This window comes from Prosthecobacter sp., from assembly GCF_049294395.1.
GTDB lineage: Bacteria > Verrucomicrobiota > Verrucomicrobiia > Verrucomicrobiales > Verrucomicrobiaceae > Prosthecobacter.
The window spans coordinates 1-14,667 of the sequence record NZ_JBAQCR010000300.1 but is presented as its reverse complement, the minus strand read 5'-3'; the positions used below and the strand labels follow the sequence as shown (position 1 = coordinate 14,667).

Sequence of the window (14,667 nt, the reverse complement as noted above, 5' to 3'; positions counted from 1 at the left end):
CTCCCGCTCAACTTCATCATGCATACCTCCTCTTCCAAATCTCACTTGTTCAGCCGCGGTTTCTCGCTGGTGGAGATGATGGCCTGTGTGTCGATCATTGGCATCATCGCCTTCATGGCGATCCCGTCCGTCACCCGCATGCGGGGTGACAGTGAGCGCAATCTGGCCATCGCGCGTGCGGAGTCGTTGAATCTGGCGCAGGCGAGCTACATCCAGGTGCGAGGCCGGACCCAGGCTGCCTTGGAATGGGCCGCAGCTTCGACGCCCGATTTGAAGTACAAACTGCTGAGCAACTACCTGAGCTTTGCAGAAAAGGACCTGGTCAGCTACCTGCCGTCCGGGTACTCGGTGGCTTTCCCCCCGACGATCACGTCCATGGTCAAGGTCACTCTCACCAGCCCGACCGGGACGATTAATTACTGACGCATTCCGGCATGACCTTCATCTCACATCGAGGAAAACGCACCACCTTCCTGCCCGACGGCAGTGAGCGCGGGTTTTCCATGTCGGAAATGGTCATGGTGATCTGCATTCTGTCAGTGCTGGCGGGCATTGCGGTGCCATCGTTCAGTCAATTTTTAGGCAGCTCCAAAGACGCACTGGCCGAGTCCCGGCAGGAGACGCTGAACCAGGCATTGTCACGTTTTGCTCAGCAGAACTACGAACTGCTGTTTGACGCCAGGAGCGGGTCCGTTTCGGATGAGATGGTCATTCTGCGCACGCTGCAATATCGTGATCCGAACAGCAACCGTGCGCAGCCGGGCTCCCCCTATATGGACCCACGGTACAATCCGGTCACCTCCAGTGACACCACTGTGCATCGTCTGCGCTGGACGGGGCGCATGTTTGAACTGCTCAAACCCGGGCAGAGCGGCACCGGCATTCTGATGAATTTCGAAGGCACGGACTTCACCACGGCATTTGTTTTTCCGCCGAACTTCCAAACGGCGGGACGCTGATCCCTGCCACGCAAAAACTCATGGCTGCCACCCTCCAGATCCCGACGAACCCGCTCGCACCAAAATCCTTTGGTGCTGCGAGTAATCCGCCAAACACGATAGTTGAGGCGAGGCAGACGGCGATCCTTGCCATTCAATCGATTGAGGGCCTGGCGCTGCAGCATGGGATGCTGCCCGTGACGCTGCTGCGTGAGAGCTGCTCGCCGGATGCGGAGCGGCTGATCCGGAAGCTGGGCCGGGTGCCGTATGTGGCGGATCCCTGGCTGCCGGTGAGCACCATCGGACCGCTGCTGGTGATGGCGCACCACAACCCACGGGCGGGCGACTTGTGGGGAGTGCCGCACTTCCTCACGATCCGGGTGCTCATCACCCAGGACCAGTATCAAAACACGCGGAAGGATCTGGTGCAGCGCTTTGGCCAGATGCCGATCTCCCAGTCCAACGCGATGGAGCAGCTGCAGCCACCGGTGTTTGCCGACCTGGGGCTGGAAGGCACCTTCCAATGGCTGTTGGAACGATATCCCTATGAGCCGGCTGAAATCACGAAGCTAAAAGGTTTCTACGAGGCGCAGAAAGGCAAGTCGGAGACGCTGGGAGTCACGCATTTCAATGTGGTGCAGCGCAACATGGGCATCGCCCTGCAGCACCTCGTCAGCGGCTGCCGAACGCTGGTGTACAGCGCCACCGAGGCTCAGCGGCAGACTTTCTTCCCGATCCCGCTGCTGGAGCGGCACAATGTCTACCCGCTCTACATCGGCAAGCAGGTCGTCTTTTTGCTGAGTGAGAGCGCTGACTGCTACGCCTTTGAGGACGAGTGGCTCTCGATGGGCAATCCGTCGGTGAAGATCGTGCCGGTGCTGGCGGATCTGGCGAGCATCCGTGAGGCGATCAACCGTGCGGGCGCGACCTTTGACCCCAGCGCGGTGGCATCGATGGAGGGGACGACGCTCTCGGTGGCGGATGATGCCAGCGTGGTGGAGATCTCTCCCGAAGACATGGCGCGGATCAATCCGCAGAATCCGAACCACGAGCCGGAGCAGCTGGTGCAGTGGGCGTTGTTCACCGCGATCCGCTGCCGCGCCTCCGACTTGCACCTGGAGAAATTTTACAGCTTCACGCGCTTCCGTGCGCGCATGGACGGCACGATGAAGACGATCATGACCGCGCCGGAGAGCCAGCTCAACCGCTACGTGGCGCTGCTGAAAAACTACGCGGGCATGAGCCAGAACCGGCAGGAGTGCCAGGACGGGCGCATGGCGCTCTCCATCGGCCGGCGCCGGGTGGATGTTCGCGTGGCTGCGGTGCCGACGCGGCGAGAGTTCCAGAAAGTCATCATGCGTTTCCTGGACAAGCAGGACGGGGTGAAGCGCCTTTCGGATTTCAATCTCTCGCAGCGCCAGATCGACATCCTGACACGCACCATGCAGCGCGACCAGGGGCTGGTGCTGGTGACGGGCCCGACCGGCTCTGGTAAAACGACCACGCTGTATGCGCTGCTCAACAGCGTGAATGATGAGAGCGTCAACATTCAGACGATCGAAGACCCGATCGAATACGAAATTGAAGGGATCAATCAGACGCAGACAAACAACGCGCGCGGACTCGACTTCGCGAACGGCCTGCGCTCCCTGCTGCGTGCCGACCCTGACATCATCCTGATCGGTGAGTCACGCGATGCGGAAACGGCGGGCGCAGCGGTGAACGCCTCTCTCACGGGACATCTGGTGCTCACCACGCTGCATGCGAATGACTCTTTGCGTGCGGTGTCACGACTGCTGTCGATGGGGGTGGAAAAATATCTGCTGGCAGATTCACTGGCCCTCAGCCAGGCGCAGCGTCTGGCGCGCCGCCTGTGCACCTACTGCAAGCAGCCGATGCAGGCCCCGCCGGACGTGCAGGATTTGATGGCCAAGCAGGCCGTCATCACCCAGCCGATCACCACACCGATCTACACCGCCCGCGGGTGTGATGAGTGCCATGGCACAGGCTATGCCGGACGCGTGGCGCTGATGGAGCTGTGCGAGGTGAACAATGAACTGCGCGACCTCGTGGAAGAGGGCGCCCCGCTGAGCGCGATGCGCGCCGCCGCCTTCAAAAATGGTTTCCGCTCGCTCTATCAAGAAGGCCTGCAGCAGGTCATCGGCGGGCACACATCTCTCGATGAAATCAAATGCCTCAGCTACACCGCCATGTAAGCGGGAGAATTTTTTTTAACCATCCAACTCTTGAACGCCATGCCCCCGACCACTCAGCTTCTGCCTCGTGAATTTGCCTCGCGTGCCATTGCGCGCGTGTTGATCATCGATGACGAACCTCATGTGCTGGCTGTGGGAAAGGCCGTGCTGGAGGCCCACGGGTTTGAGGCCGTCACCTCCCGCAGTGGCGAAGAGGCGCTGGAGCTCGTGCGCGTGGGCATGGAAGCGGGGCAGCGATTCACCGCGGCGATTCTGGATCTCACGATGCCTGGCGGCGCCTCCGGATTTGAGGTGCTGGAATGGCTGCGTGCTTGTGATCCGCGGCTGCCCGTCATCGCGTGCAGCGGGTACTTTCAGGAGGATGTGAAGGATCTTTGCCAGGCGATTGGATTTGTGGATGTGCTGCACAAGCCCTTCAATCTTGAAAGCCTGTGTCTGGCGGTGCGTCGTGCCATGGTGCAGGATTCGGAAGCGGCGGAGTCAGGTTTCTCGAGCTTCAAATCGGGTTCTGCTTCATGAGGTTTCACTTTCAGATCGCCAACCGCTTTACACTGCTCGGCATGTTTGCCGTGCTGGTGGGTGCGGGGGCGACTGCCACGGGCTTCATCTGGCAGGAGTTTATCACTCTGCGTTTTGTGCAGAGCTCCTACCTCGGTGCGGTGGCATTGGCGGGCCAGATGGAGCTGAACCGGCAGGCGCTCACTGAGAGCGAGATGGCCGGAGTGGCCCCGCTGAACTGGGAGAATGAAACACGCTTGCGGATGCGCCTGCAGACGGTGGATATCCCGCCCGCCTTGCAGAATCTGGGGCTCCAGGTCGAGGTGGTGGCACCACGCCAGTCTGGTGGCGCCGGCACCCCGCCGGTGGTGAAGTCGCCGTCCATCGTCATCCTTCCGGGCTGCCAGAGCTGTGCCATTGAGGAGCCTTCTGCGGCACACATGAACAATCTCATCTACCGCGTGATGGCGGGCAGTTCTCTGGTGATGGATGACACCAGTGACAGTCGTGATATGGAAATCAACGGCGGGGATCACTGGCTCATCAGCGCCGCGCCGCTGTACTCCAGAAGCGGGTATGTGGCGGGCGCTTTCATTGCACGTCAGCCGCTGGTGCAGCTGCGTCATCTTTTCAATTCCCAGCGTCTTACCGTGCCCATTCTCGGCGCCTGCGCCGGTCTGGCCCTGGCAGTGTTCAGCTTTTACATCATCGGCCGGCGCATCACGAAGAAGACCCATGCGCTCATCGACGCCTTCCGTGCGATGCGTGCGGGGAATCTCAATGTCCGCGTCCCCGCCAACGGCAATGATGACCTGGACCTGGTGCAGGAGGAGTTCAACACGATGATCTCGCACGTGCAGGAAGATGACCAGCGGAAGCATACTCTGCTCGTCGAATATGAAGCGGCCAAGCGGCAGGCGGAAACCGCGACCGCCGCGAAGGGCAGCTTCCTGGCAAACATGAGCCATGAGATTCGCACGCCGATGAACGGCATCATCGGCACCACCAGCCTGCTCATTGAGATGGGGCTGGATCCCGAGCAGGAGGAGCTGATCCGCATGATCCGCTCCAGCGGTGAATCACTCCTTCACGTCATCAATGACATCCTCGATTTCTCCAAGCTGGAGTCCGCGAAGATGGACATGGAAAAGCTGCCGGTGGACATCGAGAAGCTGCTTGGCGAAACGACGGACGTCTTCTCCCACAAAGCGGCGGAGAAGAACATCGAGCTCAATGTCCACATCGACGCGGCGCTGCCGCGCAAGGTGCTGGGCGACTTCCAGCGCATCAAACAAATCCTCGTCAACCTCGTGGGCAACGCCATCAAGTTCACCGAGAAGGGGGAGATCCTGATCCTGGTGCGGCAGGTTTCGCGCCAGACACCGCAGGGGGACAAGACGCTGCTGCATTTCTCCGTGCGTGACACCGGCATCGGCATTCCGCCGGAAAAAATCGGCCAGCTCTTCCAGGCCTTCAACCAGGCGGACACCTCCACCACGCGCAAATACGGCGGCACGGGTCTGGGCCTCGCCATTTCCAAGAAGCTCATCAAGATGATGCAGGGGGAGATCAGTGTGGTGAGCGAGGAGGGGAAGGGGTCTGATTTCTTCTTTGAACTGCCGCTCATCGTTGCACCGGATGATGAATCACGTGAGGAAGAACTGGCCTGGATCGATGGTGTCAAGGCGCGGCCAGTCACCGTTTACAGCGCGCATCCCACCACGTTGCAGGTGCTGAACCAGTCACTCATGCAATGGGGCATGACCGTGAGGCTGCTGCGGGACCGTTCGCTGGTGGAGCTGGATGCAGTGATCGAAGAAGCGGGCCTTTTCATCCTCGACGTCACGGGCCTTCAGCATGAGGAGGCCGTGCAGATGCTGAATGCCGCCGCCATGCGGGGCACCGCCATCATCACCATCATGTCCATCACCAGCGCGAAGCTGGATCGTGAACGCTTCAGTCCGCCCGCCGGCAGCCGTCACTCGCGGCTTTCCAAGCCCATCAAACGTCGTGAGCTCCTGCGCACCATGGCAGAGCTGTACCGCATGCCGCGTCGTGTGGTCCTGACTCCTATTGTCACTGCGGCCGCACCTCTGGAGCGGCCCATCACGGCACCGGCTCCTGTCACAGCGCCTTCCTTGCGTCCGATTACCACGCCTGTGCAACAGTCACAGCAGCCTTATTATTTCCAGCAGCCGATGGGACAGCCGATGGGACAGCCGATGGGACAACCGATGGGACAACCGATGGGACAACCGATGGGACAACCGATGGGACAACCGATGGGACAACCGATGGGACAACCGATGGGACAACCGATGGGACAACCGATGGGACCACCGATGGGACAACCGATGGGACAACCGATGGGACAACCGATGGGACAACCGATGGGACAACCGATGGGACAACCGATGGGACAACCGATGGGACAGCCGCAGATGGTTTCCACGTTTGAGTCCCCCTCGGTACTGGAGACGCCTGCGCCTCCGGCCATGTCGAATCAAGGTTCTGCACGTGCCGCTGCTGGCGTGCATGACATTCATGTGTCTCAAGCCACGAACCGTGCCATTGCCAAGGCTGCCAAGGCGGAGACGGACAACTTCGCCAGCCAGAACCCGGCGCAAATTCTCCTGGTTGAAGATCAGCCTTTGAATCAGAAGATCGCCTCGATGCTGCTGCAGCGTCTGGGCTATGTGAGGATGGACATCGCCAACAACGGTGAGGAGGCCGTCAGCATGGTCGCTCAAGGAGGGTATGATATTGTCTTCATGGACCTGCAGATGCCTGTCATGGGCGGAGTGGAGGCCACGCGGCGTATTCGCGGGAATTTCCAGCTCAAACATCAGCCCGCCATCATCGCCATGACGGGGCATGCCCTCACTGGAGTCAAAGAGGAGTGCCGCGAGTGCGGCATGAATGCCTTCCTGACCAAGCCTGTGTCACTCGACGATTTCCGCCGCGTGATCCCGCCTGCGCTTTCGGTCGAAGCTTCGCAGATTCCCATGAGCTTTTAGAACTCAAAGATGAAAAGAGTGCTGATTTGCACCGGGCTTGTGGGGTGGGCTGGATTAAATCAGGGGGCCATAAGCAATGCTTGAACCCCTTTGCAGCCTATCTCAGAGTGACGCGGAATGAATGTGATGCGCTGTTGGATGATCCTGCTGGGAAGCTGCCTGATGGCAGGCTGCGCCCATGAAACCCATACGAAGGTGGATGATTTCTGGCGTTGGATTGACCCAATCGGGCATACACGCTCGCATCGGGAGCGTTACTATCCGCATGAGAGAACGACGGGATTGCGGCTGCCGGGGGCTGATTAAACGGGCTGCGTGCTGGAAACTGGCTGCTGTTTGCAGGGACATACCATGGGGGAACGGATGAAGAAAATCGCAGTGGCCGTGCACCTGACCATGGTGATGTTGGCGCTGGTGGCGTGCGGGCATGCCAGGCGACAGGCCGCTGGTGAGGTGCCGCAGATGGTGGTGCCAGTGACACAGCGTCTGGTGGTGAGTGTGGCGGAGCAAATGATGGTGACGATGGAGGGGGAAACTCCCCGGCGGCTGTTTCGAGTGAGCACTTCGCGGTTTGGGACGGGAGACAAACGGGGAACGTACCTGACTCCGCTGGGACGGATGGAAGTGGTGGACATCGTGGGGCAGGGGCTGCCGGTGGGGGCGAGGCTGAAGGCCCGGGAGGAGACCGGGGAGATCGTGCCGGTGGATGCGCCGGGGCGTGATGCCATCGTGACCCGCGTGCTGCGCCTGCGTGGCATGGAGTGGCGCAACAGGCATGCTTTGGAGCGGGCGATCTACATTCACGGCACACCGGAGGAGGCCAAGCTGAAGACGCCGGCCTCGTATGGCTGCATCCGCATGGCGTCTGCAGACATCATCGCGCTGTGCCACTGGGTGAAGGTGGGTGCACGGGTGGATGTGGTGGAGGGGAAACTGCCGGCACCGAATCAGCTGCCGCCGTGAAGGCTGGATGCTGGATGCTGGATGCTGGATGCTGGATGCTGGATGTGGCGGAGGGGGAGGGACGTTATCTCGGCAACGCTGTCTTGAGTGATGTGAGGAGTTGAGATATACCGATGGAGCAGCATATATAGTGCTGTAGTCTTAGGTTCCCCTCCAGCATGCCGCCTCCATCCCTGCAACGTCGTCACATTTTGAAAATTGTCGTGCTGACCGTGTTTGGCACGCTGCTGGCGTGGTATTTGAGCGCGATCCTGAGCTTTGCGGGCAACTCGTACGGGTTTAACAACCGCTTCTCGGAGGTGGCCATCCAGCACCACTGGTGGTACCTGGTGTGGAGCAATCTGGTGGTGCTGAAGGGCTACCTGCTGGTGGCCGCTGGGTATGTGCTGCTGATCTACCCGCTGGTGCGGCTGTGGGGCAAGGTGCGGGCCTTTGCGCGCTGGGGCGTCGTGTGGCGCACGCTGCTGTTTGCGTGCCTGTTATATGGCTTTTTCATCTTCAAGCTGATGCTGGAGAAGCCGTATTTCGGTGACTACAGCTATCTGCTGGGCTGGTATGATGCGCTGGGGCGGGTGTGTGGCACGGGCGTGCAGGATGCCGTGCATCGCATGATCACGCAGGTGTTTCCGCTGGTGGCTCTGGTGGCGGCGGCGGGTTTTTATCTCTTTGAGCTGCGCCTGTGGTTCACGCGGGCTGCAAGGCCGCTGCTGTTTAGCATCACGGCGGTGGCGGGCTTGCTGGGGCTGTTTGTGGTAAGCGGCTACGGGGTGAGCCGCGCACCTGATGTGGAAGAGCTGGCGGGTGGCAGGAAGAGGCCCAAGAATATTGTCATCCTGGGATCGGACTCGCTGCGTGCGGATCATCTTTCCTGCAATGGGTATCACCGACTGACGTCGCCGAACATCGATCGCATCGCGGCGAAGGGGGTGAATTTTGAGCGCTGCCTGACGCCGATCGCTTCGACGCTGGAATCGCTCACGAGCATGTTTTCCTCGCAGTATCCGCACACGCACGGGGTGCGGCACATGTTCCCGAGCCGGGCGATGGTGGACCGGGCGAATCAGGAAGCGCCTTCACTGGGGGCGGAATTGAAAAGGCAGGGGTATGACACGGCGGTGATCGGCGACTGGTGTGCGTGCGGATTCAACGAGCTGCCGATGGGTTTTGAGAAGATCATTGTCTCCGATTTTGACAACTTCCGCGTGTACATGAGCGAGGTGGTCTTTCTGCATCATCAGATCCTGCCGCTGTTTTTCGACAACCATGTGGGGCACATGCTGTTTCCCAAGCTCAAGTCGTTCGCGAACTACATGACGCCGGAGGTGGTGACGGACCAGGTGATCGACCGCATCAAGCAGCGTGCGGGGGACCGGCAGCCGTTTCTGCTTTTTGGTTACTATTCATGCACCCACCTGCCGTACAAGACGCCCACGCATTACGCGAAGATGTGGACGGACCCGAAGTACGACGGCCCGCACAAGCATGAGCTGGCGCTGAACGTGGACGAGTTCATCGGTGGCACGGACATCAATGAAAAATGGAGCAAGCTGCCGCGCAAGGAGGTGGAGCAGATCACGGCGCTGTATGACGGCTGCGTGCGCATGTTTGACGATTCGGTGGGCCGCGTGGTGGCCGAGCTGGAAAAGCAGGGGCTGCTGGATGACACGATCATCCTGGTCACCGGAGACCATGGGGATGATCTCTTTGAGCCGAACTGCACCTTTGGCCACGGCACCACCTTCAATGGCGGTGATCAGGCCAATCATGTGCCCGCGATTTTCCACATCCCCGGTCTGGAGAAGCCGCAGCGGCATGCGCAGCTGGCGCGCACGCTGGATTTTGCGCCTACGCTGCTGGATCTCGTGGGGGTGCCTGCTCAGCCGCGGTTTGAAGGCACGAGTCTGGCGCCGCTGATCCGTGGGGAGAAGAAGAGCCTCGGCCTCGCTTACTTCGGTGAAACCAGCTATCTCTTTTTCCGCCGCACGATTCCGGGGGAGGAGCCGCTGTTCATTCCGCCGATGGATGAGACCACGTTCATCGACCCGGACTTTGACTTTCACTTTGTGCTCAAAGAGAAGTTTCAGGACGCGGTGCTGAAAACGAAGGAGCACTGCGTGCGCACGGAGCGCTTCAAGTACATCCGCACTCCCGGGGTGAACCACTCGATCGAGCGCCTGTTTGATCTGCGCGAAGATCCGCACTGCGAGCGTGATATGAAGGCGCGCTATCCCGAGGTGAAAGCGCGCCTGTCTGCGGCCATGGACCAGTGGCTGACCACGCACAAGCAGAGCACCACGGCGGAGATCTACGGCATTCTGGGAGAAGACACGCTGCAGCCGACCGCGCCATGAACGCCGCTGATCTGCCGCATCTCGTGATCGGGGCCTGCATGAATGTGCATCGTACCCTGGGGCCAGGCCTGACGCAGGACGCCTATGAAGAGTGTCTGGCCATCGAGCTGCGTGAGCTGGAGTTTGATTTCAAACGCCATGTGCCGCTGGAGTTCAACTACCACGGGCGCCTGGTGAAGACCGCGACGCGGTTGGACTTTGTGGTGGGTGATTCACTGCTGCTGCTGGTGCGCTCCCAGGAGGAGATCACGCGACTGCAGCAGCAGGAGCTGGAGTCGAAGGTCCGGCTGGGGCGCTTCACGACGGGGCTGATCGTCAATTTCAACGTGGGGACGCTGCGGAAGGGAATTCATCAGATCACGGTGAAGAGGCGGGCGGAGAGTGAGAAGGGGGCGTGAATTGCTGACGGACCGGAAAAAGGGCAGGGGAATCAGGGGTTGGAGACTTCTCTTATAGACTGAGCTGGGGCTCTTTAGGACGGGTTCCCCCCCCGCAAAGAGGCCATAATGATTATGCAGGGATTGTTCACGATTGTGAAAAGGTTGTGCAATTGGCACGTTTACCCGAACATGAAGAAACTCTTCGCCCTCCCCCTCCTAGCGCTCGTTTCGCTGTCTTCTGCCCGTGCTGCGGGCCAGATGGACACCGCTGCTGCAGCCAGGCAGATTGACTCGGTTTTGGCCAAAGACTGGGCGGCCAACAAGCTGCAAGGTAATCCGCAAACCGACGACAACACCTTTGTGCGCCGCATTTACCTGGATGTCATCGGGCGCATTCCGACCACCCGCGAAACTGAGGAGTTCCTGAACTCCAAGGACACGAACAAGCGTGCCAAGCTGATCGACAAGCTGCTGGCCTCCGAAGCCTATGTGCAGCATTTCTTCAACTATTGGGCCGATGTGCTGCGTGTGACGTCCAATGGCAACCAGACGGGCGCCATCACCGGGGCGGCGTATGCCAACTTCGTGAAAGACAGCCTGCGGAAAAACCAGCCTTACGATCAGTTCGTGCGTGAGATGGTGGCCGCCCAGGGCAAGGCCTGGGACAATGGCGCCATCGGTTATTACATGCGCGACCGTGGCATGCCGCTGGACAACATGGCGAACACCGTGCGCGTCTTCCTGGGCACCCGCATCGAGTGTGCGCAGTGCCACAACCACCCCTTCGACAAGTGGACGCAGATGCAGTTCTTCAAGATGGCCGCCTTCACCTATGGCGTGCAGACCCAGGACTACGGCGGCGACACCATGAGCGGTGTGACCGATCTGATGCGTGAAAAGGAAAACGCCATCCGCGCCTCCATCAAGGAGCCGCAGCGTCCGCAGCGCGCCAAGAACACCGGCAAACTGAGCAAGGAGGAAAGAGTCGCTCTGGAGGCCAAGTTTGTCGAAGAACAGAAGAAGTACGAGGCGGAGATGAAGGAAGTGAACAAGAAGCGCGAGGAGGCCCGTCAGGTGCTTCGCAAGGAACAGCGCGGTTATCAGGAAGCGATGAACGATGTGCGCGACACCATGCGCTATACTTCTGTGAGCAGCAGCGCGCGCAAGCCGACGCTGCCGCATGACTACCAGTACACCGACGCCAAGCCCAAGTCCGCCGTCGAACCCGGCACGATGATGGGGCATGAGTGCATCACCCAAAACGGAGAGACACCCCTGCAGGCCTATGCGCGCTGGATGACCAGCCCTGAGAATCCCCGCTTCACCACCGTCATCGCCAACCGCCTGTGGAAGCGCGTGTTTGGTCTGGCCCTCATCGAGCCATTGGATGAGCTCATGGATAACACCGTGCCGATGATTCCTGAGATGGAGAAGCAGCTGGAAAAGCTGGTGGTGGACATGAATTACGACATGAAAGGCGTCCTGCGCGTGCTCTACAACACGAAGGCCTATCAGGCCCAGGTCACGCGTGAAGAGCATGCGCCCGGCAATGTGTATCACTTCACCGGCCCGCTGCTGCGCCGCATGAGCGCCGAGCAGATGTGGGACTCCTTTGTCACCCTGATCAATCCCAGCCCGGACATGATCAACCAGGCCACCCGCGATGCCATGGAGCAGCGCATTTTGCAGGCGAAGAAGATCGCCGATGGCGTCGAGGCACTCACGCCTGAGGAAGCTCTGGCAGGTCTGAAGAAAGCCGCTGACATCTACAGCAAGAATCGTGAGCGCACCGATGCGCAGCAGAAGCTCTTTGCCGAGGCACGCCTCGCCACCAAGGAAGCCCGCGATGCGGCCGACGCCCTCCCCGAAGGTCCTGCCAAAGTGGCCGCCATGGCCAAAGCAGATGAGCTCAAGAAGAAGGCCGACGCCATTCGCACGGAGGTCAATCGCATCCAGAACGAAGGCCGCCGCGTCACCTACGCCGAGGTCATCGCTCCCGGGGAGAAGAAGCTCTTCCAGAAAATCACCGGCAAGCCTTATCAGACCGTTTCCCTGGCCATGAACAGCGGTGGCGACTCCTCCCCCGCGATGATGAGCGGTGGTGGCGACATGATGATGATGGCCAATGGTGCCAGAGCGGAGAAGATCAACATCCCCGGCTATGACCGCAAGGAGCTCACCAAGGAAGAGCAGAAAGCCGTGGCCCAGAAGGCGCATGAAGCCTACGCGGAAGAGGCGGACTTCTTTGGCATCAAAGATGAAAAAGAGCGCAAGTACTACATCAACAGCCGTGAGCGCATCAGCCGTGAGACGCTGCGTGCCGCTGAGCTGGAAAGCCCCGCGCCGCGTGGCCACTACCTGCGCGAGTTTGGCCAGAGCGACCGCGAGACCATCGAAAACGCGAACAATGACGCCAGCGTTCCGCAGGCCCTGGCCATGATGAACGGCAGCCTGCTGCCGCAGATCACCAGCAAGTACAGCCAGCTCATGCTGACGGTGAACAAGGCCCCTTATGCGGATGAAAAGGTGGACGCAGCCTACATGACCATCCTCTCCCGCAAGCCCACCGCCGCAGAAAAAGCCGTCTGGCTCAAGGCTCAGGACAGCGGCCTCACCAGCATGGAGGACCTCGTCTTCTCCCTGCTGAACACCCAGCAGTTCATTTTCATTCAGTAAGACACGATCCAACCCACACCCCCCGCGCACCTCCCATGAAACAGGAACTTGCCTCCAACCTCGTCCGCTCAGGTGAAATCACCCGGCGTGATTTCGCTGCCAAGACAGCCAGCTCCCTTCTCGGAGTCGGTCTGCTGGGCCAGTCGCTCACCAGCAAATCCTTCGCCGCCTTTGAGGGTTCCTCGAAGCTGAGGCAGGCAGCCACGGCGAAGAACGTCATCTATCTCTACATGAGCGGTGGTCAGTCCCACATGGACACCTGGGATCCGAAGGAAGGCGTGGAAACCGCCGGCCCGACCAAGCCCATCAAGACCAGTGCGGATGGCGTGCGCATTTCCGAATACCTGCCGCTCACCGCGCAGCAGATGCACCACGGCACCGTGATCAATTCCCTCTCCTCCACCCAGGGTGCGCATGAGCAGGGGAACTACATGATGCACACCAGCTACGAGATGCGCGGCACCATCCGCCATCCCGCCATGGGCGCGTGGCTCAATGTGTTTCAGGGCGGTGGCAACAGCACGCTGCCAAACTTCGTCTTCATCGGCAATGACAGCCGTCATCCCGGCGCGGGATTCTTCCCTGCGGCGCAGGCTCCGCTGTTTGTCAGCAATCCGGAGAACGGCCTCAAGAACATCAAGAACGGCAGCCCCGAAGAGAAATTCCAGGCCCGCATGAAGCTGGCCGATGAGCTCGACAAGGACTTCCGCACCACCTTCCCGCACCGCAATGTGAAGGCCTATGCCGACATGTATGACGACGCCATGGCCATGATGAAGTCCGAAGACCTCAAGGCCTTCGACCTCACCCAGGAGCCCGGAGATCTCCGCGCCGCCTACGGCAAGGAAGCCTTCGGCCAGGGCTGCCTCCTCGCCCGCCGTCTGGTGGAGCGCGGTGTGCGCTTCGTGGAAGTTTCCCTCGGTGGCTGGGACACGCACAACGCCAACTTCGTGGCCGTGCCGGACCGTTGCGAAACGCTGGACAAGGGCCTGGCCACGCTGGTGGCTGACCTGCACAATCGTGGTCTCCTCGAAGACACCCTCATTGTGCTGACCTCTGAGTTCGGCCGCACGCCTGACATTAATCAGAACGCTGGTCGCGACCATTATCCGAAGGCCTTCTCCGGCGTCATGTTCGGCGGTGGCGTCAAAGGCGGCTTCACCTACGGCAAGACCGACAAGGAAGGCCGCGAAGTGGTGGAAGACAAAGTCAAGATCATGGACTTCAACGCGTCGATTGCGTATGCGCTGGGTCTGCCGCTGGACCAGGTCATCTACAGCCCGAGCAAGCGTCCGTTCACGATTGCCGACAAGGGGCAGCCGATCACGAACCTCTTCGCGTAAGCGGATTGCGTTGCGCTGTGTGTTTGAAACACGCGATGCCGAAAGGTGTCGCGTGTTTTGCGTTGCAAGCCCAACGGGCTTTCGTATTTGAGCCCAGGGTTCGAAGAACCCTGGGTTACCGTCTTCCATGGACCCTTCCCGTGCAACTCCAACGGAGTTGCGTCCGCCGCCGAATGATCCAAAACTTGCGCATGCCACAATCCATCGCCCGAGTTTTGATCCACACGGTGTTTTCCACCAAGGGGCGCGAATCCGCCTTCCAGAATCCGGCGTTTCGCTCCGAGG

The 14,667-nt window shown here is 60.2% G+C and carries 10 protein-coding genes; all 10 read left to right on the top strand.

Going from position 1 to position 14,667, the window contains the following annotated elements; all coding sequences use genetic code 11:
• Positions 1–423: type II secretion system protein (locus WAW39_RS19985; protein ID WP_422320927.1), on the top strand; the 423-nt coding region annotated here is incomplete at its 5' end.
• A gap of 11 nt (positions 424–434) precedes the next feature.
• Positions 435–959, top strand: a complete 525-nt coding sequence (locus WAW39_RS19980; protein ID WP_422320926.1) for a type IV pilin protein — start codon at positions 435–437, stop codon at positions 957–959.
• A gap of 20 nt (positions 960–979) precedes the next feature.
• Positions 980–3,154 (top strand): GspE/PulE family protein, encoded by a 2,175-nt coding sequence (locus tag WAW39_RS19975; RefSeq protein WP_422320925.1) that lies wholly within the window; start codon positions 980–982, stop codon positions 3,152–3,154.
• Between the two features lie 39 nt (positions 3,155–3,193).
• A complete protein-coding gene (locus tag WAW39_RS19970; protein WP_422320924.1) occupies positions 3,194–3,673 on the top strand; it encodes a response regulator in 480 nt (159 codons plus the stop codon).
• Positions 3,670–6,669, top strand: coding sequence for an ATP-binding protein (locus WAW39_RS19965; RefSeq protein ID WP_422320923.1), 3,000 nt, complete (start codon positions 3,670–3,672; stop codon positions 6,667–6,669). Before WAW39_RS19970 ends, WAW39_RS19965 begins: the two co-directional genes overlap by 4 nt.
• A gap of 363 nt (positions 6,670–7,032) precedes the next feature.
• Positions 7,033–7,632 (top strand): L,D-transpeptidase family protein, encoded by a 600-nt coding sequence (locus tag WAW39_RS19960; RefSeq protein ID WP_422320922.1) that lies wholly within the window; start codon positions 7,033–7,035, stop codon positions 7,630–7,632.
• 158 nt (positions 7,633–7,790) lie between these two features.
• Entirely contained in the window at positions 7,791–9,983 is a 2,193-nt protein-coding gene (locus tag WAW39_RS19955) for a sulfatase-like hydrolase/transferase (RefSeq protein ID WP_422320921.1), read from the top strand.
• Positions 9,980–10,381, top strand: a complete 402-nt coding sequence (locus WAW39_RS19950; RefSeq protein WP_422320920.1) for a GxxExxY protein — start codon at positions 9,980–9,982, stop codon at positions 10,379–10,381. The genes WAW39_RS19955 and WAW39_RS19950 overlap by 4 nt, the downstream gene beginning before the upstream one ends.
• Before the next feature lie 171 nt (positions 10,382–10,552).
• Positions 10,553–13,039 (top strand): DUF1549 domain-containing protein, encoded by a 2,487-nt coding sequence (locus tag WAW39_RS19945; protein WP_422320919.1) that lies wholly within the window; start codon positions 10,553–10,555, stop codon positions 13,037–13,039.
• A gap of 35 nt (positions 13,040–13,074) precedes the next feature.
• Positions 13,075–14,382, top strand: coding sequence for a DUF1501 domain-containing protein (locus tag WAW39_RS19940; RefSeq protein ID WP_422320918.1), 1,308 nt, complete (start codon positions 13,075–13,077; stop codon positions 14,380–14,382).
• The last annotated feature ends 285 nt before the right edge of the window (positions 14,383–14,667 follow it).

Coding starts and splice junctions, on each gene's coding strand:
- WAW39_RS19980 (WP_422320926.1), top strand. CDS start 435: ATGACCTTCATCTCACATCGAGGAAAACGCACCACCTTCCTGCCCGAC.
- WAW39_RS19975 (WP_422320925.1), top strand. CDS start 980: ATGGCTGCCACCCTCCAGATCCCGACGAACCCGCTCGCACCAAAATCC.
- WAW39_RS19970 (WP_422320924.1), top strand. CDS start 3,194: ATGCCCCCGACCACTCAGCTTCTGCCTCGTGAATTTGCCTCGCGTGCC.
- WAW39_RS19965 (WP_422320923.1), top strand. CDS start 3,670: ATGAGGTTTCACTTTCAGATCGCCAACCGCTTTACACTGCTCGGCATG.
- WAW39_RS19960 (WP_422320922.1), top strand. CDS start 7,033: ATGAAGAAAATCGCAGTGGCCGTGCACCTGACCATGGTGATGTTGGCG.
- WAW39_RS19955 (WP_422320921.1), top strand. CDS start 7,791: ATGCCGCCTCCATCCCTGCAACGTCGTCACATTTTGAAAATTGTCGTG.
- WAW39_RS19950 (WP_422320920.1), top strand. CDS start 9,980: ATGAACGCCGCTGATCTGCCGCATCTCGTGATCGGGGCCTGCATGAAT.
- WAW39_RS19945 (WP_422320919.1), top strand. CDS start 10,553: ATGAAGAAACTCTTCGCCCTCCCCCTCCTAGCGCTCGTTTCGCTGTCT.
- WAW39_RS19940 (WP_422320918.1), top strand. CDS start 13,075: ATGAAACAGGAACTTGCCTCCAACCTCGTCCGCTCAGGTGAAATCACC.